Origin of the sequence: Microbacterium suaedae, from assembly GCF_003254645.1 — a bacterium.
Taxonomy (GTDB): domain Bacteria; phylum Actinomycetota; class Actinomycetes; order Actinomycetales; family Microbacteriaceae; genus Microbacterium; species Microbacterium suaedae.
This window is the reverse complement of sequence record NZ_PNFD01000001.1, coordinates 1,392,550-1,419,090: the sequence shown is the minus strand read 5'-3', so window position 1 is coordinate 1,419,090 and position 26,541 is coordinate 1,392,550. Positions and strand designations below refer to the sequence as shown.

Genomic DNA, 26,541 nt, shown 5'->3' with positions numbered 1-26,541 from the left:
GATCGCGCTGGCATAGGCTGAGATGGTGGCCACGATCATCGACGTCGCGCGGCTCGCCGGGGTCTCGACGGCGACGGTTTCGCGTGTGTTCAACGGGCAGACCGTCTCGGACGAGAAGTCGGACGCCGTCAGGCGGGCCGCGGAAGAGCTCCGCTTCGTGCCGAACCGCACGGCGCGCTCCCTGCGCCGTCGGCACAGCGAGATGATCGCGCTCGTCTTCCCAGATGTGTCGAACCCGTACTTCACCGAGGTCGCACGAGGTGTTGAGGATGTCGCGCGAAAGGCCGGATTCTCGGTCGTCCTGTGCAATACCGACGGGGATCACGATCAGGAGGCCGAGTATCTGCGCGTCGCCACGGCGACGCAGATGGCCGGTGTGATCCTCGCGGCGGCCGATGACGACTCGCCCGCCGCCGTTCCGGCGGGCGGACCGGCCCTCGTGGCGATCGACCGATCGGTGCGCGGCGTCGCGGTCGATGAGATCGTCATGGACAATCGCGAGGCTGGTGCGCTCGCGGCGCGCGCGATTGCGGATCGCGGAGACCTCGTGTGCCTCGTCGGTCCGGAGAATGTCGCGACCGCGCGCGATCGCGCTCGGGGCGCGATCGGCGTCGGCGTGACCGAGGTCGTGCACAGCACGTTCGACGTCGACGGCGGCAGGCGAGAAACGCTCGCGATGCTCGACCGGAAGGCCCGGCCCGGCGGGATCGTCGCGGGCAACAACCTCCTCGGTGTCGGGGTCCTGCAGGCCCTCTCCTCACGCGGGCTGACGACCGAGGACGTCGCCGTGTCGGTCGTCGGCGACCTCCCGTTCACGACGCTCGACCCCCGCGCCGTGCCGGTCGTTCGGCTGCCGTCGAAGCGTATGGGAGAGCTCGCCGCGGAGCGGCTGCTGCAGCGCGTGGCGGGCGATGCGTCGGAGCCCGAGCGGATCGTGCTGCACGGCGAACTGCTCGAGCCTCCCGGCCGGATCTGAGGGAATCGCCGGTCGCCGGTTGCTTGCTCATGCCGTCGATGTAATCCTTTACATTGCCGGCGTGATCACGACGCTGGACCAGAGAGATCCCCGACGACGAGGACGAGCGATGACCGCGTATTCCCTTCCCCAGCCCGCCGAACGACCCGCGCTCGAGCCGAAGACCGTGTATCTGATCGCGAACGGCGATCTGCGGGAGTCGGCGAACGTCGCCGGATGGCCGACGCAGCAGGAGCTCGAGGCCGGGGTCACGACGGTCGTGGAGGAACTCGGCTGGCGCGTCGTGCGCGGGCACGCCGTCGACGAGGCGCGTGGCCACGGGTTCATCTCGAGCCAGCGCATGGGGCTCGATGTCTTCACGGGGATCCCCCTCGATGCACCGCTCATCGTCGCGGAAGCCGTGTGGCAGTACTCGCACCATGTGCTCGCCGGCCTGCGCACTCACCGCGGCCCGATCCTCACGGTCGCGAACTTCCAGCCCGATTGGCCCGGACTCGTCGGGCTGCTCGGTCTGAACGCGAGCCTGACGAAGATGGGGCGCGAGTACGCGAGCATCTGGTCGGTCGACTATGCCGACACGTGGTTCCGCGACGGCATCCGCGAATGGATCGACACCGGATCCATCACGCACGACGCCTCGCACGTGCGCCCGCTGCCCGCTCTGCCGGAGAGCCCGGAGCGCGAGCTCGGGCATGCGATCGGCGATCAGCTTCGCGCCGACAAGGCCCTCATCGGAGTCTTCGACGAAGGCTGCATGGGCATGTACAACGCGATCTTCGACGACGAGATCCTCAATGCGACGGGCATCTACAAGGAGCGACTCTCGCAGTCGGCTCTGTACGCCGAGATGCTCGCCGTCACGGATGCCGAGGCCGACGCGATCGGCGAGTGGCTGCGCGAGAAGGGCATGACCTTCCGCCTCGGCGACGACGAAGCGACCGAACTGACCGAGGCGCAGCTGCGCGCGCAGTTCAAGATGTACATCGCGGCGCTGCGCATCGCCGACGACTTCGGGCTCGACGCGATCGGCATCCAGTACCAGCAGGGCCTCAAGGATCTCGCCCCGGCGTCCGATCTGCCGGAGGGCATGCTCAACTCGACCGAGCGGCCTGCCGTGATGTCGCGTGACGGTTCGCGGGAGCTGTTCGCGGGCCGCGCCATGCCCCACTTCAACGAGGCGGACGAGGGTGTCGCGGTCGACGCGCTCGTCACCGACCGCGTGTGGCGGGCCATGGGGCTCACTCCCGACAACACGCTCCACGACGTGCGCTGGGGGGAGGAGCACGGCGGGGAGTTCGTGTGGGTCTATGAGATCTCGGGTTCCGTCCCCGCCTCGCACCTCGGCGGGTGGGACAAGGCGGAGGGCTGGCGTCAGGATCCCGTCTTCTTCCCGGCGGGCGGCTCGACGATCAACGGGGTCTCGAAGCCCGGCGAACTCGTCATCTCGCGCGTGTACATCGCCGATGGCGTGCTGCAGGCCGACATCTTCCGCGGATCCGCCGTCGAGCTGCCCGAGGACGAGACCCGGCGCCGCAAGGAGGCCACGAATCCTGAGTGGCCGATCGCGCATGTCGTCCTGCACGGCATCACGCGCGATCAGTTCATGGCCCGTCACAAGGCGAACCACGCGCAGCTCGTGTACGCACCGGACGCCGACACGGCCGATCGTGCCCTCGTCGCGAAGGCCGCGGCGTTCGAGCGCATGGGGATCCGCGTTCACCTGGCGGGAGACGTGCGGATCTGACGCTCCCTCAGACATCCGATCTCTCGCTAGACTCGGGGGATGGCAGTCACAGACGAGGCGATCGCCGGCATCAAGGACATGATCGTGTCGGGGCGGCTCTCCCCCGGCGACCGCCTTCCTCCGGAGAAGGAACTCAGCGAGGAGCTCGGCCTCTCTCGCAGCTCGCTGCGTGAAGCGGTCAAGGCGCTCGCCGTGATCCGGGTGCTCGATGTGCGACGTGGTGACGGCACGTATGTGACGAGCCTCGAGTCGGATCTTCTGCTCGAGGCGATGAGCTTCGTCGTCGATCTGCATCAGGACGACTCCGTGCTGGAGATCTTCGCGGTCCGGCGGATCCTCGAACCGGCGGCGGCCGAGCTCGCGGCGAGGACCGCGGGTGAAGAGGATCTCGGCGACCTCGACGGTCTCGTCGACGCCGTGGCGGAAGAAGCGGATGTCGAGGCGCTCGTCGCGCACGACATCGAGTTCCACGGGCGCATCGCGCGAGCGACGGGCAATGCGTACCTCGCGGGTCTGCTCGAATCCCTCTCGGGGCCGACGGTGCGAGCCCGCGTGTGGCGCGGCATCACGGAGGGTGGATCCGTCGCCCGCACGATCGACGAGCATCGCGCGATCGTCGACGCGCTGCGTCGCGGCGATGGGCAGCTCGCGAACGCGCTCATGGTCGCCCATGTCGCGGGTGTCGAGCAGTGGCTGCGGGGAGCGACGTGAGCGTTCTCGATGCCCACGTGCACGTGTGGGATCCGGAGCGCGTGCCGCATCCGTGGCTCGCGAACGTTCCGGAGCTCGACCGCGCCTTCCTGCCGGCGGACATCGACACCGCGGGCGGGCGCATCGACGGGTGGGTCTTCGTCGAGACCGACGCGGATCCCTCCTGGGCCGCCTTCGAAGTCGACTGGGTCGCGGGGCTCGAGTGGCCGGGCCTCGCGGGCATCGTCGCGCACGCCGAGATGGGTGGCGGGAACCTCGGCGCACAGCTCGACGCTCTCGCGGGTCGTCCGCTCGTCGTCGGGGTCCGCCCCTCCGTGCAGGACGGCCCCGACGAGCGGATCGCATCCGCCGCCTTCGCGCGCGATCTGCGCCTCCTCGGTGAGCGGGGTCTGAGCTTCGACGCGTGCGTCCGGTGGGGCCAGCTCGACGTCCTCGCCGAGGCCGCGGAGCAGGCGCCCGGCACCCGGATCGTGCTCGACCATCTCGGAAAGCCCCCTGTGGCCGACGGCCTCGACAGCGAGGCGGGCACGCGCTGGCGCCGATCGATCGAGCGATTGGCGCGCCTGCCGCACGTGTTCGTCAAGTGCTCCGGGATCCCCGGAGAGGCGGGCTCCGGACCGGTGTTCGACGGCGCCGCAGGCGTGTTCGACCGGGTCGCACTCGATGCCTTCGGCGCCGAACGCGCGATGTTCGGCAGCGACTGGCCGGTCTCGGGCGTCCCCGGCGCGGGGGTCCCGGTCGACCGGGCGCTCGACGCGCTGCGCGCGGCGGCCTCCGACGCGGAGTGGGAGCGCCTCGCGGGCGAGACCGCGCGCGAGTTCTACGGTCTGGCGGGCGCCTGACGGCCCGCAAGACTCGAGGAATGGCTCGGCGAAACATCGGACCTATCGAGTGATTTCGATGGTAATCTTGGAGCGAACCCGTGGTCCACGGGACCATACTTCGGATGTTCGGAGAGGCAATCATGCGATTTGCGCGAAGCGGCGCACCGGGTGACGAGACGCCCATCGTCGACGTCGACGGCACCACCTACGACCTGAGTCCCCTCACGGCGGACATCGACGGCGACTTTCTCGAAGACGGTCCCCGGCGCGTCCGCGAGGCGCTCGCCGCAGGATCCCTCGAGCCGATCGACGTGGCGGGATCTCGCCTCGGCGCGCCCATCACGCGCCCCTCGGCGATCTACTGCGTCGGCATGAACTACGCCGCGCACGCGGCGGAATCGGGATCCGCCCCGCCCGAGAACCTCGTGCTGTTCATGAAGGCGCCGAACACCGTCATCGGGCCGAACGACGAGGTGACCATCCCGCGCTCGAGCGAGAAGACCGACTGGGAGGTCGAGCTCGCGGTCGTCATCGGCCGTCGTGCGAGCTACCTCGACGGGCCCGAGCAGTCGCTCGATCACATCGCCGGATTCACCGTCGCGAACGATCTCTCGGAGCGGGCGTGGCAGCTCGAGACCTCCGGAGGGCAGTGGGGCAAGGGGAAGTCGGCCCCCGGGTTCTCGCCGCTCGGGCCGTGGCTCGTCACGCCCGACGAGGTCGATCACGCGAATCTGCGGCTGCGGAGCTTCGTCAACGGCGAGCCGCGCCAGGACTCGTCGACATCCGACCTCATCTTCGACGTGCCCTACATCGTGTGGCACCTCTCGCAGCACCTCGCCCTCGAACCGGGCGATGTCATCATGACCGGCACGCCCCAGGGCGTCGCCCTCTCGGGCCGGTTCCCCTATCTGAAGCGGGGCGATGTCGTCGAGCTCGACATCGAGGGGCTCGGATCCCAGAGGCAGGTGTTCGCGTGAGCGCCGGAGCGTTCGACGGTCTCACGGCGATCGTCACGGGCGGGGCGAGCGGTATCGGCGCGGCGGTCGTCGCGCGCCTCCGCGTCGACGGTGCCCGCGTCGCGATCTTCGACCGCGACGTGTCGGATGACCTCGAAGACGCGTACCGGGTCGATGTGACCGACGACGCCACCATCCGCGCCGGGGTGGACGCCGTCGCGCGCGATCTCGGCGGCATCGACATCGTCGTGAACAACGCCGGGATCGGCGCGCAGGGAACGATCGAGGAGAACGACGACGACGAATGGCATCGGGTCTTCGACGTCAACGTCGTCGGCGCCGTGCGCGTCGCACGCGCTGCCCTGCCGCATCTGCGGCAGTCGCAGGCCGCCGCGATCGTCAACACCTGCTCGATCGCGGCGACGGCCGGCCTCCCGGCGCGCGCCCTCTACGGGGCGACGAAGGGCGCGATCCAGTCGCTCACGCTGCAGATGGCGGCGGATCACCTGCGCGAGGGGATCCGGGTGAACTGCGTGAACCCGGGCACCGCGGACACTCCGTGGATCGGGCGCCTGCTCGACTCGGCGCCGGATCCCGCCGCCGAGCGCGCCGCGCTGAACGCGCGTCAGCCGCACGGGCGGCTCGTGCGGCCCGAAGAGGTCGCCGACGCCGTCGCATACCTCGCGAGTCCGCGCGCCGGATCGACGACGGGCGTCGCGCTCGCCGTCGACGGCGGCATGCAGGGCCTGCGCCTGCGCCCCGAGTGACACCCCATGTCCACAAGTCTTCACCGAGTCCGGTGCGAATCGCTGCGGACTCGGTGAAGACTTGCGGACTCGCGACGAGAGGACGACGATGAGTCAGCAAGCTGGAGAGTGGGACGAGGTATACCGCGAGTTCGCGCGTGAGGTGCCCGAGTGGTTCCGCGATGCGAAGCTCGGGATCTTCGTCCACTGGGGCCCGTACGCGGTGCCCGCGTGGGCGGAGCCGATCGGCGCGCTGGGAACCGTCGACGACAACGAGTACTGGTTCACGCACAACCCGTACGCCGAGTGGTACGCGAACACGATCCGCATCGACGGCAGCCCAGCCCAGCAGCATCAGCGCGAGGCGTGGGGCGGGGCAGACTACGACGAGTTCCTCGACGCGTGGCGGGCCGAGTCGTTCGACGCCGACGCGTTCCTGGGGCTCGTCGCGGCGACGGGTGCGCGCTACATCATCCCCACGACGAAGCACCACGACGGCGTGACGCTGTGGGACGCTCCGGGAACGGAGGGTCGGAACACCGTGCGCCGCGGGCCGCGCCGCGACCTCGTCGGCGAGTTTCGCGATGCGGCCGAGCGGCACGGGGTGCGATTCGGCGTGTACTACTCGGGCGGCCTCGACTGGCACTTCTCGGGCGGCCCGCCGATCATCGATGGGATCGACGCGTCCCGTCCCGTCGACAAAGCCTATGCCGACTACGCGTTCGACCACGTCGCCGACCTCATCGAGAAGTACCGGCCCGAGATCCTCTGGGGCGACATCGAGTGGCCCGACGCGGGCAAGCCCGAGGGTGCGAAGAGCATGGCCGAACTGTTCCGCCGGTTCTACGCCGCGAGGCCCGGGGGCGTCGCGAACGACCGCTGGGGCGAGACGCACTGGGACTTCCGCACGAGCGAATACGAGGCGGGCCGCGAGCACGAGGCCGGGGTGTGGGAGAACTGCCGCGGCATCGGGTTCTCCTTCGGCCACAATCAACTCGAGGACGAGTCCACCTCGCTCGATGCGGCGGGAGCCGTACGTCACTTCGTCGACGTCGTCGCGCGCGGCGGAAATCTGCTGCTGAACATCGGGCCGACCGCGGCCGGAGAGGTCACGCCCGTGCAGCGGCGCACGCTCGAGGGGCTCGGAGCCTTCAACGACGCGCACGGCGAGGCGATCTTCGGATCGCGCCCGCTGGATCCGACCATCGCCCACCCGGGAGACGCGCCGTGGGTGCGCTGGACCCGCACGGGCGACACGGCTCACGCGTTCATCGAAGCGGATCCCGGATCCCTCGTGACGCTCGACATTGATCCTTCGACGCTCGATCCGTCGGCGGACGTCGACGTGCGCGACGGTTCCGTCGTCGTCACGGTCGGCGAGCAGAGCGTCGCGGGCCTGGTTCGCGTGGATCTGCCGCTCGCGCGCTAGTGGGACGCGTGCCCCACGACGCCCTTGCGGAGCAGTGCGTTTCCGTACTTGCGGGTCTCGCCGGTGCGCACGATCAGGTACGCCTGGCGCGACGCGTCGTAGTAGTCGAAGCGGTCGACGAAGCGCGTCGTCTCCTCGGTCGTTCCGGCCGCCGCCATGAGCTCGCGCTGCACCTCGAGCACGTCGCCGTCGGCCGACGCCATAAGGTCGAGCGACGGGGCGTCGTCGAGGGGGATCACGGTGCGGATCGCCGCGAGCACATCGGGTGTCGTCGTTCCCGGCAGATCGAGCACGTGGCGGCCGAGGGAGGCCGCCGGGTAGTGCGCGTCGGCGACGACCACGGCATCCGAGTGGCCCATCTCGTCGAGGCGCATCAGCAGCTGCCCCGTGAGCAGCGGGTGGATTCCTTCGAGCATCGTCGTCTCCTTACGGGATGAGGTCGTCTCGGGCGAGATCGTCCCACAGCGCGTCGGGGATCGGCGCGCGCATCCACTCGGCATTCTGGCGGATCTGCTGGGGTCGGCTGCTGCCCGCCACGACGGATCGCACGGGTTCGATGCGCAGCGTGTATTGCAGGGCGGCGGCCGGCAGCGAGACGCCGTGTGCGCGGCAGATGTCCGCGATCCGCGTCGCCCGCTCGAGGATCTCGGGCGGTGCGTCGCCGTACTCGTAGCGCGGATTCGCGGAGGGGTCGTCGTGCGCGAGCAGGCCCGAGTTGAAGACCGATGCCGTCACGATCCCCGTCCCCGTGCGTTCGCACGCGGGCACGACGTCCGCGAGCGCCGGCTGCTCGAGGAGGGTGAGCCGCCCGGCGACCATGAGCGCGTCGAGGGCGCCCGACTCGGCGCCGAGCGCGAGCGCATCGGCCGACATGGATCCGAGCCCCGTCGCGCGGATCCGCCCCTCGCTCTTGAGGGCCGCGAGCGCGCGGATCCCGGAGTCGAGATCGCGCTCCAGATCCGCGAGCTCGGGATCGTGCAGATAGAGGAGGTCGACGCGGTCGAGGCCCATCCGCTCGAGCGATTCGTCGAGCGAGCGGCGGATGCCGGCCTCCGAGAAGTCCCACTCGCGCCGGACGGTCTGCGGCACGTGGAAACCGTTGTCGAGATCCAGGGATCCCTCGCCCCCGGGGTTCGCGACGAGCAGGCGCCCGACCTTCGTCGAGAGCACGAACTCGTCGCGCGGCTTTGTCGCGAGGAAGGCGCCGAGGCGTCGTTCCGAGAGACCGAGTCCATAGTGCGGTGCCGTATCGAAGGAGCGGATCCCCGCGTCCCACGCGGCCTCCAGGACGGCGTGGGCCTCCTCATCGGTGAGCGCGCGGTGCAGATTGCCGACGTTCGCGGCGCCGTAGCCCAGCGGGGGCAGCGACAGATCGGTGCGGGGGGACAGCGGATCAGCCATGGAAGGTGTACTCCTCGCGGCTCGCTGCGAGCATCTCCATGCCGTTGCCGGGCGCGGTCGGCGCGCGATACGCGCCGCCCGACACGTCGGTCGGCGTGACGAAGTGCTCGTGCAGGTGGTCGACGTACTCGATGACGCGGTCTTCGGTCGTTCCGGTCACGGCGACGAAGTCGAACATCGAGAGGTGCTGCACGGCCTCGCACAGGCCGACGCCGCCCGCATGGGGGCAGACGGGTACGCCGAACTTCGCCGCCATCAGCAGGATCGCGATGTTCTCGTTGACGCCGGCGACGCGCGTCGCGTCGATCTGCAGCACGCTCAGGGCCTTCGCCTGCAGCATCTGCTTGAACATGACGCGGCCGCCCCCGTGCTCGCCGGTCGCCACCGGGATCGGCGCGACGCCGCGGGCGATCGCGGCGTGCGCGAGGATGTCGTCGGGGTTCGTCGGCTCTTCGATCCAGGCCACGTCGAACTCCGCGAGGCGGCCCATCCATTCGATCGCCTCGGCGACCTCCCAGCGCTGATTCGCGTCGGTGCCGATCCGGATGTCCGGGCCGACGGTCTCGCGGGCGAGGCGCATGCGGCGGATGTCGTCGTCGACATCGGCGCCGACCTTGAGCTTGATCATGCGGAATCCGTCGTCGACGGCCTCTCGGCACAGGCGCACGAGCTTCTCGTCGGAGTATCCGAGCCATCCGGGGGTCGTCGTGTATGCCGGGTAGCCGTCGGCGAGCAGGCGTGCCTCGCGTTCGGCGCGGCCGGGTACGGCGGCGCGGAGGATCTCGAGTGCCTCGTCGCGCGTGAGCACGTCGGCGAGATAGCGGAAGTCAACGAGGTCGACGATCTCCTCGGGCGTCATCCGGGCGAGCAGCTGCCACAGGGGGAGTCCCGCGCGCTTCGCCTTGAGGTCCCAGAGAGCGTTCACGACGGCGCCGATCGCCATGTGCATGACGCCCTTCTCGGGGCCGAGCCAGCGCAGCTGCGAGTCTCCGACGAGCTCGCGCCAGATCCCTCCCAGATCGTCGAGGATCGGCTCGACCTCGCGGCCGATGAGGGAGGGCGCGAGCGCGCGGATCGCGGCGACCTGCACATCGGTGCCTCGCCCGATCGTGAAGACGAATCCGTGACCCTCGTGGCCGTCGCCGGCGTCGGTCCCGAGGAGGACGTACGCGGCCGAGTAGTCGGGATCCGGGTTCATGGCGTCGGAGCCGTCGAGCTCCTGCGACGTGGGAAAGCGGATGTCGACCGTGTCGACGCTGACGATGGTGCTCACAGGATCTCCTCGTGGGGTAGAAGGCCAGCGTAAACATCCGATGTATGGTTCGTCAACGCGGCACTCCGGAGGGATCCGTGGGCGATCTCCCGCGCAGAGTTCGGATCTCCCGCGTGCGAGAGGGCGCGGTCGCACGTCTACGCGCGGGCGCGCGGGTAGTGTGGCGAACGATGAGGATCTCGCGTCGCACGCTGCTGCTGGGGGCCGGAGCCGGTGCCCTGACAGTCCTGCTCGCGTCGTGCACGCCCGACGACGCGACGCCCCGCCCGACCGCGAGCCCCGAGCCCACGGTGACGCCGACGCCCGTCGGTGAGGTGCCCGCGGCCGCCGCGTTCTTCCGCACGCGCTGGTCCACGGATCCCTTCGCCCGCGGCGCGCGCAGCGTCACCCCCGCAGGCGCGACGTCGGTCGACCGCGAGGCGCTCGGATCCCCGCTCGTGAACCGCGTGTTCTTCGCGGGCGAGGCGACGAGCGCGGAACATCCCGGCACGATCACCGGAGCCGCCCAGTCCGGAGACCGCGCGGCCCGCGAGCTCGCCGAAGCCGCGGATGGGGGCGAGCGCGTTGCCGTCGTCGGCGCAGGCGTCGCGGGAGCGCGCGCGGCCGGACGACTGGTCGAGGCGGGCTTCGACGTCACCGTGATCGAGGCGCGCGAGCGCGTGGGCGGACGCCTGGCGACGCACGTCGACGACGAGTGGGCCGTCCCTCCCCAGGCCGGCGCGTGGTTGCTCGGATCCGACGACACCGAGATCGCCTCGAGGATGGCCGTTCTCGGGATCGGCACGGTCGGTGTGACGGACCCCGCAGGGTTCACGCGGCAGGGCGAGGCGGAGGCGCCGTCTGGTGAGGTCGTGCAGAGCGCCCTCGATGATGCGGCGAACGCGTTCGCGGATCCCACGATCGCCGAGGCGCTCGCCGCGGCCGGCGTCGAGGGCTCGGAGGCGCTCGACGCCTACCTCGCCGGACTCGCGGCCCTCACGGGGATCGATCCCGCCACCGCGTCGAGCTGGTACGCGCCGACCCTCCCCAACGGATCCTTCGACGCGCTCGCGAGCGACATCGCGCCGTTCGTCGAGGCGCCGCTCGGCGACCTCGATGTCGCGTTCTCGACGGCCGTCGCGGGTGTCGCCTACGACGACAGCGGCGTGAGCCTGCGCCTCGCGACGGGAGAGTCGCTCACCTTCGATCGGGTCGTCCTCACGGTGCCGCTCGGTGTGCTTCAGGCCGACGCGATCGCGTTCGACCCGCCGCTGCCGTTCGGGCACCGCGGCGCCGTCGCATCGCTCGAGATGGGGGCGATCGAGGCGGTCTGGCTGCGCTACGAGCAGCCGTTCTGGACGACCGACGCGGGCATCTGGCACGTCATCGGCCCGGTCACCGAAGAGGCCACCCCGACCCCCACGCCGACGCCCGAGCCGGGCGAGGACGCACCCGTCGACACGACGATCCGCACGTGGATCAATCTGCTGCCCGCGACGGGCGAGCCGATCCTCGTCGGCCTCATCGGCGGATCCGCCGCCCGCGCCCTCGCCGAGCTCGACGACGACGAGCTGCTCACCCGCGCCGCCGAATCGCTGGCCCCCTTCACGAACCCGTCGCCCGCCGCCGAGTGACCCGGCTGCCGGGTGGCTCCGCCATCGATTGACCCCACTGCACGACGACGCCAATTCTGCGCGGAAACGCACGACACGCCGAGGTTCCGGTGCCCGCGCTTCAATTCTGGCGTCGTTGTGCAGCGAGCAGGTGTCAGATGACGAAGTCGTCGCCTGACGGCGGGGTGGGGCGTCGGCGCGCGTCCGGGTCGGGAACCGTCTGCCGCCACCGGCTGAGCGCGATCAGGCCGCTCGCGACGCCCGCGAACACCGCCAGGGCGAACGCGACGGTGCCGAGGAACTCCCCGAAGCCGCTCACCTGACGCAGGTCGAGGAAGTAGTACGGATACCAGCCGATCATCGACCCGCGCCACAGCGTGAACAGGCCCCAGAGGATCGGAAACGCGACGACGAGAAGGACGAGGCGCCAGCGCGCGGCGCGGCGGCCCGGGCCGATGATCCAGGCGATGATGGCGATCGCCGGCAGCAGGAAGTGCAGGACGTGATCCGACCACGGGACCGTCATGGGGATCCCCCGCACCCCGGACTGCCAGATGAGCAGTCCGAAGATCAGCCCGGCCGTGATCGTCCAGCTGAGCACGGCCGTGCGCACGTCGGTGAGCCAGGGCGGATCCTCGTCGCGACGCAGCGCGATGACGCCACCGATCGCCGCGAGCACGAGGAACGCGATATTCGACTGCATCGTGAGGTACGCGAAGAAGTTCTGACCGGCGATCGTCTGCGAGCTGAGGCCCCAGAAGAGGCGGTGCACGAGCGCCGCGGCGCACAGCGCGGCGGCGGCGAAGCGCGCGAACGCGAACCACCGGCGTCTGCTCACGCGGCCCTCCTCTCGCCGTGCGACGAGTCTACGGAGGGCGTCGTGCGGGCGGCCTTTCTGGCAGGGGGCGTGCGCGAGAACGCTTGACAGACACGTGAGCCCCCGTGACTATTGGACGAGTCCTGTAGATCTCGAAACGCACCCATTTCTGAGGAGCCCCACGATGCGTGCAATCGTCGTCATGTTCGACACCCTTAATCGCCGGATGCTGCCGCAGTACGGAGGGGATATCGAGGCGCCGAACTTCGAGCGGCTGGCCGCGAGGACCGCCACTTTCGACCAGTGCTACGCGGGCAGCATGCCGTGCATGCCCGCGCGGCGGGAGCTGCACACGGGGCGCTACAACTTCCTGCATCGCTCCTGGGGTCCGCTCGAACCGTTCGACGACTCCGTTCCCGAGATGCTGAAGAACGCCGGTGTCTACACGCATCTGGCAACCGACCACCAGCACTACTTCGAAGACGGCGGCGGTACGTATCACTCGCGGTTCAACACCTGGGAGTTCTTCCGCGGGCAGGAGGGCGATACCTGGAAGGGGCACGTCGCCGATCCGGAGCCACCCGAGAACCTCAATCCGTCGCACTTCCTCGCCCGGCAGGACTGGATCAATCGCGAGTACCTCGCCGACGAGGCGGATCACCCGCAGACGAAGACCTTCGACGCGGGGATGCACTTCCTCGAGACGAACGTCGAAGAGGACCGCTGGCTCCTGCACCTCGAGACCTTCGATCCGCACGAACCGTTCTACAGCTACGACCGGTACAAGGACGAACGGCCCGACGATGACGGCGTCGTCTTCGACTGGCCGGGGTATCGCCGTGTCACCGAGACGGAGCAGCAGGCAGAGAAGGCGCTCGCCGAGTATGAGGCCCTCGTGCGCATGTGCGACGCCTCACTCGGCCGGGTGCTCGACTTCATGGACGCGCACGACATGTGGCGGGACACGATGCTCATCGTCTGCACGGATCATGGCTTCCTGCTCGGCGAGCACGGGTGGTGGGGCAAGTCGGTCATGCCGTGGTACGACGAGACGATCCACACCCCGTTGCACGTCTGGGATCCGCGTTCAGGCGTGCGTGGCGAGCGTCGTGACGCCGTCGTGCAGACCGTCGACATTGGGCCGACGCTGCTCGACTTCTTCGGCGAGGACCTCACCGATGACATGCAGGGGAAGCCGCTCGCCGATACGGTCGCCGACGACACCGAGGTGCGCGAGGCGGCGCTCTTCGGCAATCACGGATCCCATGTCAACGTGACCGACGGCCGGTACGCGTACATGCGCGCGTGTGCGGACGAGACGAACGGTCCGCTGTACGAGTACACGCTCATGCCGACGCACATGCGCAGCCGGTTCACGGCGGGCGAGATGCAGAAGGCAGAGCTGCACGGGGGCTTCGCCTTCACCAAGGGGGCGCCGGTGCTGAAGATCCCGGCCTGGGCGATGGGTAACCCCGGCGCCTGGGGCACCCTGCTCTTCGATCGCGAGACGGATCCGGGCCAACAGAACCCTCTGCGAGATGACGCGCTCGAGACGCGAATGGCCGAGCTGCTGGTCGCGGCGATGCGCGAGAACGAGGCGCCGAGCGAGCAGTACACGCGTCTTGGCCTGCCCGAGACGGGACCCGTCGGTCCGGAGCACCTGCTCGTCGAGAAGCAGTGGGGCGCCGGCCAGGCCTCCCGGGCGTTCGTCGCGCGCAGCTCCGATTTCGCGGACGACGCGATGGTCGTGACCGCCTCGGTGGGGGATCTTCTCGCGGACGAGAGGTATCGCGAGATCGTCGCAGACGTTCTCCCCGCGACAGGCCCCTTCGAGCGGGGGAGCTATCTCGGTGGGCAGACTCTGCTCAACGCGGTCGCGGGGATCCCCGGGTTCGGCGCCGATCAGCTCGCGGCGGTCGAGTCTTCGCTGTCGGCCGTGCGCTGAGCGAGGATCCCCTTCCAGAGGGCGCGCTGCTCCTCGAGCCAGGCGATCCAGCGGTCCATGCCGTCCTGGCCGATCCGGTCGAGCTGCCTGTTGATGGTGTCGACGAGCGCGGGGTCGATGTCGATCGGCCCCGGCGCGACGTCGGACGGGCGGGGGCGGTGCCGGAACCGTCGCACCTGTTCGCGTCGGAAGGCGAGCTCGCGGTCGATCGTCGGGAGGATCGTCGACGGTTCGATCGGCCCGAGCAGTGCCAGCCGTGCGCCGAATCCCGGTTCCTCCCGCCGCGCTGGCGGCTCGTAGGGGGTCGTCGCAAGCGCGCGGAGATGTGCGACGCCCGCCTCGGTGGGGCGGTAGATCTTCGCGTCCGGCCCACCCTTGCGCACGACGTCGAAGGTGATGAGCTCCTGCTTCTGCAACCGCCGCAGGGTGCGGTAGATCTGCGAGGAATCAGCGTTCGCGCGCAGGAAGATGCCCTCGACATCCAGCCACTTCTTCAGGTCGTACCCGCTGCGGGCCCGACGGGCGATGAGTGCCAGCAGGATGTCGTCGAACTTCATTGTCCCCCCATCCTAGGAACGGGCGGGCTGCCCCGGGCTGAGGCGCGGCCGCTGTCTCTCGCCCTCGAGCATCACAACGCAGTCGATTCGGCGTAGCTCTCCCGCGCGCTCGCGGAATCCCGCGGGTGCGTCGCGGCCGGCCGTGCGGATTGACTGCGTTGTGATGCCGCCGTCAGAGCGTGAGGATCAGCGCGTCGCCCTGGCCGCCTCCTCCGCACAGCGCGACGGCGGCCGTGCCGGATCCGCGGCGCGCGAGCTCGTGCGCCGCGTGGACGACGAGGCGGGCGCCCGAGGCGCCGATGGGGTGGCCGAGCGCGATGCCGCCGCCGTGGATGTTGACGATGTCCTCCGACAGCCCGAGCTGCTTCTGGGAGTGGGCGACGACGGCGCCGAACGCTTCGTTGATCTCGACGAGGTCGAGGTCGGCGGCCGTCAGGCCCTGCTTGTCGAGGGCCCGGCGGATCGCATCGGCCGGCTGCGCCTGCAGCGAGTTGTCGGGGCCGGCGGTCTGGCCATTCGCCCCGAGCGTCGCGAGCACGTACCAGCCCTCGCCGATGGCGCGGGCGCGCGTCGTGACGACGAGCGCCGCCGCTCCGTCGGAGATCTGCGACGAGTTCCCGGCCGTGACGCTGCCGCCCTCCGCGAAGGCGGGGCGCAGCTTCGCGAGCGTTTCGGGCGTCGTGTCGGGCCGGACACCTTCGTCGGCCGAGACGACGACGGGATCCCCGCGCCGCTGCGGCACCTCGACGGGAACGACCTCGTCGACCAGGATCCCCGACTCCGCGGCCGCGACCGCGCGCTGGTGTGAGAGAGCGGCGACGGCGTCTTGCTCCTCGCGCGTGAGCCCGAAGCGCGCGTTGTGGTTCTCGGTCGACAGGCCCATGCTCACCCCGTCGCGCGCATCGGTGAGGCCGTCATAGGCCATGTGATCGAGGGCCTCGACGGATCCGTAGGTCCAGCCTGTGCGCGATCCCGTCAGCAGGTGCGGTGCCTGCGACATCGACTCCATTCCGCCCGCGACGACCACCTCGGCGTCACCCGAGGCGATCATGCGACTCGCGTCGATGACGGCCGTGAGGCCCGAGAGGCAGACCTTGTTGACGGAGTGGGCGGGCACGTCCCACCCGATCCCGGCGCCGACCGCGGCCTGGCGGGCGGGGTTCTGGCCGGATCCGGCGGGCAGCACCTGCCCGAGGATGACGGCGTCGACGGCGCTCGCCGAGACGGATCCGCGCTCGAGCGCGCCGGCGATCGCGAACGAGCCGAGCTGCGGGGCCGAGAACGGCGAAAGCCCGCCCTTCAGCCGCCCCTGCGGCGTGCGAGCGGCGGCCACGATGACGATTTCGGTGCTCACGATGACTCCTGTCCGGCGCCGCGCGATGCACGACGACGCCAATTCTCGAAGTGCGCCTCGGGTGTTCCCCGGAACGACGCGGACCGGCGGATGGCGACGCGCAGAATTGGCGTCGTTGTGCATCGGGGGCTCATGAGCCGGACTCCAGATCGACGGCGAGTGGGGGCTCGGTCGCGGCGACGACCTCCTCGACGGTGACGCCGGGCGCGACCTCGCGCAGGACGAGACCGGTGCCGGTCACGTCGACGACGGCCAGGTCGGTGATGATGCGGTCGACGACGCCGCGCCCCGTCAGGGGGAGGGAGCATTCGTCGACGATCTTCGGGGATCCGTCCTTCGCGACGTGCGTCATGAGGATGATCACGCGTTCGGCGCCGGAGACGAGGTCCATGCCGCCGCCCGGGCCCTTCACCATCTTCCCCGGGATCATCCAGTTCGCGAGATCCCCCGTGGCGGAGACCTGCATGGCGCCAAGGACCGCGGCGTCGATCTTGCCGCCGCGGATCATGCCGAAGCTCATCGCCGAGTCGAAGAAGGCCGCGCCCGGCAGGGTCGTGACGGTCTCCTTGCCGGCGTTGATGAGATCCGGATCGACGTCTTCCTCAGCCGGATACGGGCCAACGCCGAGGATCCCGTTCTCGCTCTGCAGCACGAGCGTCGTGCCCTCGGGGACGTAGTTGGGGACGAGCGTCGGCAGGCCGATGCCGAGGTTGACGTACGAGCCGTCGGCGAGTTCCTTCGCGGCGCGGGCCGCCATCTCGGTGCGCGTGAGGGCCATGGTCACGCCTCCTCTCGGACGGTGCGCTTCTCGATGCGCTTGTCGATGTCGGGGCCCACCTCGACGACGCGATGCACGTAGATGCCGGGCAGCTGCACGTCGTCGGGGTCGATCTCGCCGGGCTCGACGAGGTGCTCGACCTGCGCGATGCACACCCGGCCGGCCATCGCGGCGAGGGGGCTGAACGCCCGCGTCGCCTTGCGGAAGACGAGGTTGCCGTGGCGGTCGCCCTTCCACGCGTGGACGAGCGAGAAGTCGGTCACGATCGCCTCCTCGAGCACGTATTCGAGTCCGTCGAAGACGCGGACGTCCTTCTTCGGTGACGCGACGGCGACGGATCCGTCGGGCGCGTATCGCCGGGGGAGGCCGCCCTCGGCGACCTGCGTGCCGACGCCTGTGCGCGTGTAGAACGCGGCGATTCCGGATCCGCCTGCCCGCAGCTTCTCGGCGAGCGTGCCCTGCGGCGTCAGCTCGAGTTCGAGCTCGCCCGAGAGGAACTGCCGCTCGAACTCCTTGTTCTCGCCGACGTACGAGGAGGTCATCTTGCGGATCCGCTTCGCGCCGAGCAGCAGTCCGAGCCCCCAGTCGTCGGTGCCGCAGTTGTTCGATGCGACGGAGAGGTCGGTCGTGCCCTGCGCGAGGAGTGCCTCGATGAGGGCGGTGGGATTGCCCGAGAGGCCGAAGCCGCCGACGGCGAGGCTCGCCCCGTCGGGGATGTCGGCGACGGCGTCCGCGGCCGAGGCGACCTGTTTGTCGATCACGGTGTCACTCCTTCGTGCGATTCGTGTCTCCGCTCCACTGTGCGCCGGGTCGGGCGGAACGTCCAGAATCGCTTGCCATGCGGATCCTGTGGACGCTAGCGTCCACATCATGGACATGGAGGCGCCGAAGGGAGCGCAGTCGGTCGCGCGGGCGGCGCTGTTGATGCGGCTCGTCACGGCACAGGGCGAGCGCGGCGGCGCCCGCGCGCCCGATCTCGTCACCGAGTCGGGGCTCTCGCGCCCGACGGTGCACCGGCTGCTCTCGGCGCTGCGCGCGGAGGCGCTCGTCGACCAGGATCCCCTGACGGGCCGGTGGTTTCCGGGGCCCGAGCTCTTCCTCATGGGATCGGTCGCCGCCGAACGCTATGACGTCGCGGAGCGCTCGCGCGACATCGTGCACGCGCTCGCGCAGGAGACCGAGGAGAGCGCGTTCCTCTCGATGCGCCGTGGCGACGAGACGGTGTGCCTCGTGCACGAGGACGGCGCGTTCCCGATCCGTTCCCACGTCCTCAGCGAGGGGGTGCGATTCCCGCTCGGCGTCGCGTCGGCCGGGATCGTGATCCTCGCGTTCCTGCCCGAGGACGAGTCCGAGGAGTATCTCGCCCGGCACGACCTCGTTCCCCGGTGGGGGGCGGCGCACGCGACGGCTCCGCTCCGGACGCGCCTCGCCGAGACGCGCGACCGCGGCTTCTCGCTCAACCCCGGCCACATCGTCGAGGGCAGCTGGGGCATGGGCGCCGCGGTGTTCTCACCCGCGGGCCGCCCCGAGTGGGCGCTGAGCATCACGGGCGTCGAGTTCCGCTTCGGCGCCGAGCGCCGAGCGCAGCTCGGCCGGATCCTCCTGTCCCACGCCCACGAGCTGAGCCAACGGATGCGGTGAGGGCATTCGGCGCACCCTTCTCGGGTGCGTTGTGGTCGTCACGGGCGCGAAGAACGACCGTTCCGCACCGGCGAACACGACGGGGTCGGCGCGGTCCGGTTCCGAGTGGTATTACCCGGGCTGATTCGCGGGATCAGCGATCTCGTCTTCACGAGCGCGCACGGGCGCGGTCGAATGGGCGCGACGATAGGAGCCTCAATGACGACCTCCACCACCCACCCCGGATCCAACCGCGCGCAGCGCAGTGCCGGGGCTCTCCAAGGGATCCTGCTTCTCGCCGGCAGCTGCATGCCGGTGCTCGGATCCGTTCTGCTCACGCCGATCTTGCCGCAGCTGTCGGCGCACTTCGCCGGCGAGCCCGGCGCGGACGTGCTCGTGCCGATGATCGTCGCGATCCCGGCGCTCATGATCGCGATCTTCGCGCCGTTCGCCGGCCAGATCGTCGACCGAATCGGTCGGAAACCGCTGCTTCTCGTCGCGATGATCGCCTACGCGATCGCCGGAACGGCGCCCGCCTGGATGGAGGGGCTCAACGAGATCCTCCTCAGCCGTGTGCTCGTCGGCGTGTGCGAGGCGGCGATCATGACGGTGTGCACGGCGCTCATCGTCGACTACTTCCATGAGGAGCGTCGACGCACCAAGTATCTCGGTCTGCAGACCGTGACGACCACGCTCGCCGCGACGGTGTTCATCGCGCTCGGCGGGGCGCTCGGCACGGGCGGCTGGCATGCCCCCTTCTGGGTCTATTCCGTGAGCATCGTGATCGCGATCCCCATGTTCTTTGCGCTGTGGGAGCCGCGCCGCGACGACGAGGCGGACGCCGCTGCCGTCCCGGACCGGGTGAGGATCCCGTGGCGCCGCATCGGGATCCGACTTGCCGTGAGCCTGTTCGCGGGATTCACCTTCTACGTCATGATCATCGAGGTCAGCTACCTCGTCGTCGGCACGGGTGTCGACGCGCAGGACACGCGCACGATCGGCCTCGTCTCGGCCGTCGCATCGCTCGCGACGGCCATCGCGGGGTTCACGTTCTCGCGCCTCGGCGGGTTGCGCCCTGGTGCGCTGTTGCCGCTCGCATTCGGCCTGCAGGCGGTCGGGATGATTCTCGTGTGGGTGCTGCCCGGCTTCGCGGGCGTGGTGATCGGCTCAATCGTCGCGTCGCTCGGATCGGGATTCCTGCTGCCGTCCCTGCTCACCTGGGTCGTCGCTCCCACGAGCTTCGACGAGCGTGGCCGCGTGACGGGGCTGTGGACGGCCTCGTTCTTCCTCGGTCAGTTCCTCACCCCGATCCTTATCGGCGCTCTCACGGCGGCGATCGGCGGCCTCGAGCCCGTCGTCGGCGTGGTCGGGATCTGCGCGGCCGCCGTGGGTGCCGCCCTCTTCGCGACCCGGCGGCGCTCCACTCGCGCATAAACAACAGTGATTCCCGGGATCCAGATATTCGGCTTCCCTGATGTGCTCGCGGCGGCGAGAGTGGAACAAGACCTACCCGAAGAAGGGATCGAAGATGATCAAACTGCTTTCGCACCTGTCCTATGTCGCGGTGACGACGCCCGATGTCGAGGCCTCCGTGAAGTTCTACGAGGAACAGGTCGGCATGCAGGTGACGGACCGCATCGACGGCGCCGTCTACCTCCGCTGCTGGGGCGACTACTACCGCTACAGCCTCGTCGTGCTGCCGGGTGACGAACCCGCGCTCCACACGGCCGGATGGCGCACCACGAGCCCGGAGGCGCTCGACGAGGCGGTGAAGCGTCTCGAGGCCGAGGGCGTCGAGGGCGAGTGGAGCGACGGGCACGCGATCGGCCGCGCCTACCGCTTCGTCGGCCCGCAGGGCCACCCCATGACGCTGCACTGGGACGTCGAGCACTTCCAGAGCGGATCCGACCTCGCGTCGATCTACCCCGACCGCCCGCAGCGTCGCTCGTCGCACGCCGGCGCCCCGCGACAGCTCGACCACGTCACGATCGCGGCCCGCGACGTCGACGCGTTCTGCGAGTGGTACACCCGGGTCCTCGGATTCCGGCACATGGCCCGCACGGTGCTCGACGAGGCCCCCATCTCGGTGTTCTCGGTGCTCACGACGAATGAGAAGTCGCACGACCTCGGCGTCGTCCTCGACGGATCCACCCGCGACGGACGCGTGAACCACTTCGCGTTCTGGGTCGACACCCGCGAGGAGCTGCTCATCGCGGCCGACGTGCTCATGGAGAACGGCACCGACATCGAGTACGGCCCGTCGATCCACGGCATCGGCGAGCAGAACTTCCTCTACTACCGCGAGCCGTCGAGCCTGCGCATCGAGCTCAACACGGGCGGATACCGCAACTACGTGCCCGACTGGGAGCCGAACACGTGGAAGCCGTCCCAGGGATCCAACAACTTCTATCGCAACGGCACCATGCCGATGTCGATGACGGAGTCGTTCCCGCCCGCCGACGGACCGAGCGCGACAGAGGAGGGCGTGCCCGACGACATCAAGGACGCGCTGCTCAACCCGTATGCCGTGGAGGGACGCGGCTGACGGGCTCGGCCGCGACCGCCCTGTGCGGTCGCGGCCCATCCCGTTCCGCCCAGACTCGATGAGGACCCGACGATGACGTCACACCACACACTCGACAACCGATTCGCCCTCGCGCGCTTCCGCGACGGCGACGCCGTCCGCCTCGGCCTCGCGGCGGGCGAACGCATCCGTCCGATTGGCCCCGACGAGCTCGGCGCCGCCGATCTCAACGCCTTCCTCGCGCAGGGGGATCCCGCGTGGGAGCGCCTCGCGGGCCTCGTCGACGCGGATGGGCCGTGGCGTCCGCTCGACGACGTCGTCCTGACGGCACCGGTGGAGCCGCGCCAGGTGCTGCAGACCGGTGCCAACTACCGCCAGCACGTCATCGAGCTCGTCGCGGCGGGTCTCACGAACAGTAGCGATCGCACGCCCGACGAGGCGCGCGCCTTCGCCGCCCAGATGATGGACGACCGCGCCGCGAATGGCGAGCCCTACTTCTTCATCGGACTGCCGGCGTGCGTCGTCGGCGACGACGTGCCCCTCGCGCTGCCGGCCTACAGCGAGGTGCACGACTGGGAGCTCGAGCTCGCCGTCGTCATCGGCCGCGAGGCGTTCCGCGTCTCGCGCGACGAGGCGCTCGGCCATGTCGTGGGCTACACGATCGTCAACGACGTCACGACGCGCGACCTCGTGTTCCGGAAGGACATGAAGGAGATCGGCACCGACTGGTACCGGGCCAAGAACGCGCCGGGATTCCTGCCGACGGGGCCGTTCCTCGTGCCCGGACAGCTCGTCGACGAGGCGGATGCACGCGTGCGGCTCGACCTCAACGGCGACACGATGCAGGACTCGTCGACGTCCGACCTCCTTTTCGACGTTCCCGCCCTCGTGTCCGCGGCCAGCCAGACGATGCCGCTTCTGCCGGGGGATCTCCTGCTCACGGGCAGCCCCGCCGGAAACGGCCAGCACTGGAAGAGGTTCCTCCGTGATGGCGACGTCATGACGGGATCCATCGCCGGCCTCGGGACGCAGGTCGTCCGATGCGTCGCGGAGGCATCATGACGGCGCCATCCGAGAATCCCGCCGATATCGACCGCGCGGATCCCGAGGGCGAGATCCGCTCTCGCGCCGAGGCGTTCCGCAACTGGGGGCGGTGGGGCGACGACGACCGGCTCGGCACGCTCAATCTCATCTCCGAGGCGGATCGCGTTGCAGCGGCCGGGCTCGTGCGCACGGGCCGCACCGTCTCGCTCGCGCAGGCGTTCGACACCGATGGGCCGCAGAAGGGGTGGCGTCGCCGCACGAACCCCGTGCACACGATGACCGACACCGGCACCGATGCCGAGCGGGGCAGCCAGGGCTTCCCGCACGGCATCGGCGGAGCCGACGATGTGATCGCGATGCCGTTGCAGTGCTCGACGCAGTGGGACGGTCTGGGACACATCTTCGACCACGGGGTCGCATGGAACGGCCGCCGCGCGGGCGACGTCGTCACGAGTGACGGCGACCTCGTCACGGGGATCGAGCACGCGTCGTCTGCGATCGCGGGACGCGGCGTGCTGCTCGATCTCGGACGCCACCTCGCGGACGGCGAGCTCGACGACGGCTACGCGATCTCGGCCGCCGAGCTCGATGACTGCGCCGAGGCCCAGGGCGTCGACGTGCGCCGCGGAGACATCCTCGTCGTGCGCACGGGGCGCTACACGCGGGCCCGACGCGAGGGCTGGAACGAGTACGCGGGCGGCGCGGCGCCCGGCCTGTCGCTCACGACGGCCGGCTGGCTGCACCGCACCGAGATCGCCGCCATCGCCACCGACACCTGGGGCTTCGAGGTGCGCCCGAACGAGTTCGACGTGCCGAGCTTCCAACCGCTGCACCAGGTCGTGATCCCCAACATGGGGCTCACAATCGGCGAAATGTGGAACCTCGACGAGCTCGCCGAGGCGTGCATCGAGCGAGGCAGCTGGGAGTTCCTGCTCGTCGCGCCGCCCCTGCCGATCACGGGCGCCGTCGGATCCCCCCTCAACCCACTCGCGATCCTGTAGATCCGAAGAAGCCCGAGAACGAGGAGGTTCTCTCATGACTGCTGTGAAGAAGGTTGCGATCGCGGGATGCGGTGCCGCGAGCATGGCCGTAGCGATCCCGCTTGCCGAGGCGGGCGTCGAGGTCGACGTCTACGAGCTGAAGTCGGAGCTGCCCGCGCTCGGATCCGGAATCACCCTCCAGGGCAACGCCCTGCGCTCCCTCGCCGCGCTCGGTGTGTGGGACGAGGCCTCCGCCCTCGGCTACGCCTTCGAAGGGCTGACCCTGCGAGCGCCCGGCCCGCAGGCCGCCGTCGTCGCCGAGCTGCCCGAGGTGAAGACGGGAGGCCCCGACTTCCCCGCCGGCATGGGCATGTACCGGCCCGATCTGGCGCGGATCCTCGCGGAGCGCGCCGTGTCGCTCGGCGTACGGATCCACTTCGGATCCAAGGTGACGGGCGTGCAGGAGACGGACACGGGCGTGCGCGTCGACGTCGGCGGCGCGCCGGTCGGCGAATTCGACCTGCTCGTCGGCGCGGACGGCCTGCACTCGACCGTGCGCGAGCTCATCGGCATCAAGACCCAGCCGGAGCACACCGGGATGGGCATCTGGCGTGCGTTCGTGCCGCGGCCGGCCGAGGTCACGCAGACGCAGCTCTACTACGGCGGGCCCGTCTACATCGCTGGCTACACGCCGACGGGGGACGACTCGATGTACGCCTTCCTCGTCGAGGACGCGCAGGACCGCTTCGGCGTCTCACCGGCCGACGCCGTGACGATCATGAAGGGTCTCGCGGCCGCCTACGGGGGCCCCTGGGCCGAGGTGCGCGACAGCCTCGACGAGACCAGCCGCATCAACTACACCTGGTTCACCGCGCACGTCATCGACGGGTCCTGGAACCGCGGGCGCACCGTGGTGATCGGCGACGCTGCGCACAGTTGCCCGCCCACGATCGCCCAGGGAGCCGCCCAGGCGATGGAAGACGGACTCGTGCTCGCCGAGCTGCTGCTCGCTCGTGGCGCCGTCGATCAGGAGCTGTGGGATGCCTTCCACTCCCGCCGCGTCGAGCGTGCGACGGCCGTCGTCGAAGCATCGGTGCAGCTGGGACAGTGGCAGCTCGAACACAACCGCGAGGCGGACGCGCCCGGCCTCATCTTCGGTATCGCGCAGAAGATGGCGGAACCCGCATGATCGGGCCCGTCGATGTTCACGCCCACCTGCTCATGCCGAGCCTGCAGCAGGAGGTGGAGCGGCGGGATCCCGCCGGGGTCGCCGCCGCGGCCGCGCTCGAGCGCGTGCGCAACGGTGAGCCGAGCCTCGAGGCGTCGGGGAAGATGGTCGGCGAGCGCATCCCGTTGCTCACCGACGCCTCCGCGCGCGTGGCACGCATGGATGAGCAGGGTGTCGCGGTGCAGTGGGTGAGCCCGTCGCCGAACCACTACTACCCGTGGGCCGACGAGGAGCTCGGGGCGTGGGCGGCGCGCGAGGCGAACCGACTCGTCGCCGCGCACATCGCCGAGGCGCCGGACCGGCTCCGTGGGCTCGGCACGATTCCCCTGCAGCACCCGTCGCGGTCCGTCGAGCTGCTCGACGACGCGCTCGGCCACGGGTTGATCGGCGTCGAGATCTCGTCGTTCGCGGACGACGTCGAACTGTCGGATCCGCGTCTCGAACCGTTCTGGGCGCGCGCCGCTGAGACCGGTGCCGTTGTGTTCCTGCATCCCTTCGGCTGTTCGCTCGACGAGCGCCTCGACCGGTTCTACCTGTCTAATACGGTGGGTCAGCCCGCCGAGAACGCTGTCGCGATCTCGCACCTCATCTTCGCCGGCGTGCTCGACCGGCACCCCGGGCTGCGGATCCTCGCGGCGCACGGCGGCGGGTATCTGCCGACGGCGATTGGGCGCTCCGATCGCGCGTGGCGGGTGCGCCCTGAGGCGCGCGGCTGCGCTGAGCCGCCCTCGAGCTACCTCTCGAAGATGTGGTTCGACACCGTCGTGCACGACGAGCGCGGGCTGCGCGACCTCGTCGACATCGCGGGTGCCGACCGCGTCGTCCTCGGATCCGACTTCCCGTTCGACATGGGCCTCGACGATCCCGTCGCGTTCGTCCGTGGCGCGGGGCTCGAGACCGGCGCCATCGAGGCCGTGCTCGCCGGCAACGCGGACGCGCTCGCCGCGGGGCTCACGGTCGCCGACGGGGCGCGCGCATGAGGATCGGGCGCTGGATCCGCGACGGGCGTCGGGAGGAGGGCTTCATCGAGGACGCGGGCGTCGTGCCGTTTCCCGAGGGGGCGACCGTCGCAGACGTGCTCGCGGCGGGCCTCGGCGCGCTCGCCGAGCTGCGCGAGCGAGCCGGGGATCCCGTCGCCGCGCTCGATGACGTGGCGCTCCGCGCTCCCCTGGATCCGCCGTCGGTGCGCGACTTCGTTGCGTTCGAGGAGCACGTCGAGGGAGTGAGCGCTGGCGTCGAAGGGAAGAGCCACGTCGCGGACGAGTGGTACGAGGCGCCGACGTTCTACTTCACGAGCCCGCACACGATCGCCGGGCCGGGCGAGGCGATCACGCCGCCCGAGACGCAGCGCCTCGACTTCGAGCTCGAGGTCGCGGCCGTGATCGGGGCCTCGGGTACGAACCTCACGGTTGAGGAGGGACACGCGGCGATCTTCGGATACACGATCATGAACGACTGGTCGGCGCGCGATCTGCAGGCCCGCGAGATGAAGGTGCGGCTCGGCCCCTGCAAGGGCAAGGACTTCGCGACGAGCCTCGGCCCGTGGATCGTCACCGCCGACGAGCTCGCGCCGTTCGAGGACGACGAGGGCTTCCTCGCCGTGCGCGCCGAGGTGTTCGTGGGCGGAGAGCGCTACGGCGAGGACCTCGTGTCGAACATGGGTTGGCCGTTCGCGGAGCTCGTGGCCTACGCCTCGCGGGCGTCGCGAATCGTGCCGGGTGATGTGCTCGGATCGGGCACCGTCGGGAACGGCGGATGCCTCGGGGAGCTGTGGGGGCGGGGGAGCGAACTGCCGCCTCTCGCAGAGGGCGACGAGGTGCGCATGGTCGTCGAGGGCATCGGCGAGCTGGTGGGATCCGTCGGGGCTCCTGTCCCAGCGCCGCCGCTGCCCCCGGCGCGGTCGAGGCTGCGAACCCGCCGCCGCTGAGCCCCGTACCGCGGGAGGCGGCCGGGCGCACCCCTCGCGGGTGCGGTGTGGTCGCTTCGTGCGCGGGGATCGGCCATTCCGCACCCGCGAGCGCGGCGGGTGCTCCGTTACGCTC

At 70.1% G+C, this 26,541-nt stretch carries 25 protein-coding genes; 17 read left to right on the top strand and 8 right to left on the bottom strand.

Annotated features, from left to right (window positions below):
• Positions 1-25 precede the first annotated feature (25 nt).
• From C0012_RS06315 to C0012_RS06285, 7 genes are all read left to right on the top strand, one after another.
• Positions 26-976, top strand: a complete 951-nt coding sequence (locus C0012_RS06315; RefSeq protein WP_162621941.1) for a LacI family DNA-binding transcriptional regulator — start codon at positions 26-28, stop codon at positions 974-976.
• A 109-nt stretch (positions 977-1,085) separates the two neighbouring features.
• Complete coding sequence (locus C0012_RS06310; RefSeq protein WP_110590234.1) at positions 1,086-2,720, top strand: fucose isomerase; 1,635 nt, start codon at positions 1,086-1,088, stop codon at positions 2,718-2,720.
• Positions 2,721-2,759: 39 nt separating this feature from the next.
• The gene (locus C0012_RS06305) at positions 2,760-3,431 is read left to right on the top strand and encodes a FadR/GntR family transcriptional regulator (RefSeq protein WP_110590233.1); all 672 of its coding nucleotides are present in this window, start codon (positions 2,760-2,762) and stop codon (positions 3,429-3,431) included.
• Positions 3,428-4,273, top strand: coding sequence for an amidohydrolase family protein (locus tag C0012_RS06300; RefSeq protein ID WP_162621940.1), 846 nt, complete (start codon positions 3,428-3,430; stop codon positions 4,271-4,273). Before C0012_RS06305 ends, C0012_RS06300 begins: the two co-directional genes overlap by 4 nt.
• A 122-nt stretch (positions 4,274-4,395) precedes the next feature.
• The gene (locus tag C0012_RS06295; RefSeq protein WP_110590276.1) at positions 4,396-5,232 is read left to right on the top strand and encodes a fumarylacetoacetate hydrolase family protein; all 837 of its coding nucleotides are present in this window, start codon (positions 4,396-4,398) and stop codon (positions 5,230-5,232) included.
• The gene (locus tag C0012_RS06290; RefSeq protein WP_110590231.1) at positions 5,229-5,978 is read left to right on the top strand and encodes an SDR family NAD(P)-dependent oxidoreductase; all 750 of its coding nucleotides are present in this window, start codon (positions 5,229-5,231) and stop codon (positions 5,976-5,978) included. Before C0012_RS06295 ends, C0012_RS06290 begins: the two co-directional genes overlap by 4 nt.
• Before the next feature lie 88 nt (positions 5,979-6,066).
• Positions 6,067-7,386 carry an alpha-L-fucosidase gene (locus tag C0012_RS06285; protein WP_110590230.1) on the top strand — a complete coding sequence of 440 codons (1,320 nt, stop codon included), beginning with the start codon at positions 6,067-6,069 and terminating at the stop codon, positions 7,384-7,386.
• On the opposite strand, the gene C0012_RS06280 is transcribed toward C0012_RS06285, so the two are convergent.
• The 3 genes from C0012_RS06280 to C0012_RS06270 are packed head-to-tail and all read right to left on the bottom strand — an operon-like array spanning position 7,383 to position 10,060.
• Complete coding sequence (locus C0012_RS06280) at positions 7,383-7,802, bottom strand: RbsD/FucU family protein (protein WP_110590229.1); 420 nt, start codon at positions 7,800-7,802, stop codon at positions 7,383-7,385. The two genes, C0012_RS06285 and C0012_RS06280, sit on opposite strands and share 4 nt — an antisense overlap.
• A gap of 10 nt (positions 7,803-7,812) precedes the next feature.
• Positions 7,813-8,787 (bottom strand): aldo/keto reductase, encoded by a 975-nt coding sequence (locus tag C0012_RS06275; protein WP_110590228.1) that lies wholly within the window; start codon positions 8,785-8,787, stop codon positions 7,813-7,815.
• Entirely contained in the window at positions 8,780-10,060 is a 1,281-nt protein-coding gene (locus tag C0012_RS06270; protein ID WP_110590227.1) for an L-fuconate dehydratase, read from the bottom strand. The genes C0012_RS06275 and C0012_RS06270 overlap by 8 nt, the downstream gene beginning before the upstream one ends.
• 170 nt (positions 10,061-10,230) lie before the next feature.
• Between C0012_RS06270 and C0012_RS06265 the strand changes: the two genes are divergently transcribed.
• A complete protein-coding gene (locus C0012_RS06265; protein ID WP_110590226.1) occupies positions 10,231-11,673 on the top strand; it encodes a flavin monoamine oxidase family protein in 1,443 nt (480 codons plus the stop codon).
• A 133-nt stretch (positions 11,674-11,806) separates the two neighbouring features.
• On the opposite strand, the gene C0012_RS06260 is transcribed toward C0012_RS06265, so the two are convergent.
• Positions 11,807-12,490: a Pr6Pr family membrane protein gene (locus C0012_RS06260; protein ID WP_110590225.1), complete on the bottom strand. Its 684-nt coding sequence runs from the start codon at positions 12,488-12,490 to the stop codon at positions 11,807-11,809.
• Positions 12,491-12,653: 163 nt separating this feature from the next.
• Between C0012_RS06260 and C0012_RS06255 the strand changes: the two genes are divergently transcribed.
• Positions 12,654-14,414 (top strand): sulfatase, encoded by a 1,761-nt coding sequence (locus C0012_RS06255; RefSeq protein WP_110590224.1) that lies wholly within the window; start codon positions 12,654-12,656, stop codon positions 14,412-14,414.
• Here C0012_RS06255 and C0012_RS06250 read toward each other — a convergent pair.
• From C0012_RS06250 to C0012_RS06235, 4 genes are all read right to left on the bottom strand, one after another.
• On the bottom strand, positions 14,372-14,971 hold the full coding sequence (locus tag C0012_RS06250) for a PadR family transcriptional regulator (protein WP_110590223.1): 600 nt from the start codon (positions 14,969-14,971) through the stop codon (positions 14,372-14,374). The genes C0012_RS06255 and C0012_RS06250 overlap by 43 nt on opposite strands.
• A gap of 172 nt (positions 14,972-15,143) precedes the next feature.
• Positions 15,144-16,325: an acetyl-CoA C-acetyltransferase gene (locus C0012_RS06245; RefSeq protein ID WP_408631128.1), complete on the bottom strand. Its 1,182-nt coding sequence runs from the start codon at positions 16,323-16,325 to the stop codon at positions 15,144-15,146.
• A 130-nt stretch (positions 16,326-16,455) separates the two neighbouring features.
• Positions 16,456-17,103: a 3-oxoacid CoA-transferase subunit B gene (locus C0012_RS06240; protein WP_198411070.1), complete on the bottom strand. Its 648-nt coding sequence runs from the start codon at positions 17,101-17,103 to the stop codon at positions 16,456-16,458.
• A 2-nt stretch (positions 17,104-17,105) separates the two neighbouring features.
• Positions 17,106-17,864 (bottom strand): CoA transferase subunit A, encoded by a 759-nt coding sequence (locus C0012_RS06235; RefSeq protein ID WP_110590221.1) that lies wholly within the window; start codon positions 17,862-17,864, stop codon positions 17,106-17,108.
• Positions 17,865-17,979: 115 nt separating this feature from the next.
• On the opposite strand from C0012_RS06235, the gene C0012_RS06230 reads away from it, so the two are divergent.
• From C0012_RS06230 to C0012_RS06195, 8 genes are all read left to right on the top strand, one after another.
• On the top strand, positions 17,980-18,744 hold the full coding sequence (locus C0012_RS06230; protein ID WP_110590275.1) for an IclR family transcriptional regulator: 765 nt from the start codon (positions 17,980-17,982) through the stop codon (positions 18,742-18,744).
• 198 nt (positions 18,745-18,942) lie between these two features.
• The gene (locus tag C0012_RS06225) at positions 18,943-20,157 is read left to right on the top strand and encodes an MFS transporter (protein ID WP_110590220.1); all 1,215 of its coding nucleotides are present in this window, start codon (positions 18,943-18,945) and stop codon (positions 20,155-20,157) included.
• A gap of 94 nt (positions 20,158-20,251) precedes the next feature.
• Positions 20,252-21,268, top strand: a complete 1,017-nt coding sequence (locus C0012_RS06220; protein WP_110590273.1) for a VOC family protein — start codon at positions 20,252-20,254, stop codon at positions 21,266-21,268.
• A gap of 72 nt (positions 21,269-21,340) precedes the next feature.
• The gene (locus tag C0012_RS06215; protein WP_110590219.1) at positions 21,341-22,309 is read left to right on the top strand and encodes a fumarylacetoacetate hydrolase family protein; all 969 of its coding nucleotides are present in this window, start codon (positions 21,341-21,343) and stop codon (positions 22,307-22,309) included.
• Complete coding sequence (locus C0012_RS06210; protein WP_110590272.1) at positions 22,306-23,292, top strand: cyclase family protein; 987 nt, start codon at positions 22,306-22,308, stop codon at positions 23,290-23,292. Before C0012_RS06215 ends, C0012_RS06210 begins: the two co-directional genes overlap by 4 nt.
• Before the next feature lie 34 nt (positions 23,293-23,326).
• Positions 23,327-24,460: an FAD-dependent monooxygenase gene (locus tag C0012_RS06205; RefSeq protein ID WP_110590218.1), complete on the top strand. Its 1,134-nt coding sequence runs from the start codon at positions 23,327-23,329 to the stop codon at positions 24,458-24,460.
• On the top strand, positions 24,457-25,479 hold the full coding sequence (locus C0012_RS06200; RefSeq protein WP_110590217.1) for an amidohydrolase family protein: 1,023 nt from the start codon (positions 24,457-24,459) through the stop codon (positions 25,477-25,479). The genes C0012_RS06205 and C0012_RS06200 overlap by 4 nt, the downstream gene beginning before the upstream one ends.
• Complete coding sequence (locus tag C0012_RS06195; RefSeq protein ID WP_110590216.1) at positions 25,476-26,426, top strand: fumarylacetoacetate hydrolase family protein; 951 nt, start codon at positions 25,476-25,478, stop codon at positions 26,424-26,426. The genes C0012_RS06200 and C0012_RS06195 overlap by 4 nt, the downstream gene beginning before the upstream one ends.
• The last annotated feature ends 115 nt before the right edge of the window (positions 26,427-26,541 follow it).

What these genes read in the sequence shown, in the direction of transcription:
- C0012_RS06195 (WP_110590216.1), top strand. Translation starts at nt 25,476, where the DNA reads ATGAGGATCGGGCGCTGGATCCGCGACGGGCGTCGGGAGGAGGGCTTC.
- C0012_RS06310 (WP_110590234.1), top strand. Translation starts at nt 1,086, where the DNA reads ATGACCGCGTATTCCCTTCCCCAGCCCGCCGAACGACCCGCGCTCGAG.
- C0012_RS06230 (WP_110590275.1), top strand. Translation starts at nt 17,980, where the DNA reads ATGGAGGCGCCGAAGGGAGCGCAGTCGGTCGCGCGGGCGGCGCTGTTG.
- C0012_RS06285 (WP_110590230.1), top strand. Translation starts at nt 6,067, where the DNA reads ATGAGTCAGCAAGCTGGAGAGTGGGACGAGGTATACCGCGAGTTCGCG.
- C0012_RS06205 (WP_110590218.1), top strand. Translation starts at nt 23,327, where the DNA reads ATGACTGCTGTGAAGAAGGTTGCGATCGCGGGATGCGGTGCCGCGAGC.
- C0012_RS06265 (WP_110590226.1), top strand. Translation starts at nt 10,231, where the DNA reads ATGAGGATCTCGCGTCGCACGCTGCTGCTGGGGGCCGGAGCCGGTGCC.
- C0012_RS06295 (WP_110590276.1), top strand. Translation starts at nt 4,396, where the DNA reads ATGCGATTTGCGCGAAGCGGCGCACCGGGTGACGAGACGCCCATCGTC.
- C0012_RS06255 (WP_110590224.1), top strand. Translation starts at nt 12,654, where the DNA reads ATGCGTGCAATCGTCGTCATGTTCGACACCCTTAATCGCCGGATGCTG.
- C0012_RS06280 (WP_110590229.1), bottom strand. Translation starts at nt 7,802, where the DNA reads ATGCTCGAAGGAATCCACCCGCTGCTCACGGGGCAGCTGCTGATGCGC.
- C0012_RS06275 (WP_110590228.1), bottom strand. Translation starts at nt 8,787, where the DNA reads ATGGCTGATCCGCTGTCCCCCCGCACCGATCTGTCGCTGCCCCCGCTG.
- C0012_RS06305 (WP_110590233.1), top strand. Translation starts at nt 2,760, where the DNA reads ATGGCAGTCACAGACGAGGCGATCGCCGGCATCAAGGACATGATCGTG.
- C0012_RS06225 (WP_110590220.1), top strand. Translation starts at nt 18,943, where the DNA reads ATGACGACCTCCACCACCCACCCCGGATCCAACCGCGCGCAGCGCAGT.
- C0012_RS06215 (WP_110590219.1), top strand. Translation starts at nt 21,341, where the DNA reads ATGACGTCACACCACACACTCGACAACCGATTCGCCCTCGCGCGCTTC.
- C0012_RS06210 (WP_110590272.1), top strand. Translation starts at nt 22,306, where the DNA reads ATGACGGCGCCATCCGAGAATCCCGCCGATATCGACCGCGCGGATCCC.
- C0012_RS06220 (WP_110590273.1), top strand. Translation starts at nt 20,252, where the DNA reads ATGATCAAACTGCTTTCGCACCTGTCCTATGTCGCGGTGACGACGCCC.
- C0012_RS06240 (WP_198411070.1), bottom strand. Translation starts at nt 17,103, where the DNA reads ATGGCCCTCACGCGCACCGAGATGGCGGCCCGCGCCGCGAAGGAACTC.
- C0012_RS06200 (WP_110590217.1), top strand. Translation starts at nt 24,457, where the DNA reads ATGATCGGGCCCGTCGATGTTCACGCCCACCTGCTCATGCCGAGCCTG.
- C0012_RS06250 (WP_110590223.1), bottom strand. Translation starts at nt 14,971, where the DNA reads ATGAAGTTCGACGACATCCTGCTGGCACTCATCGCCCGTCGGGCCCGC.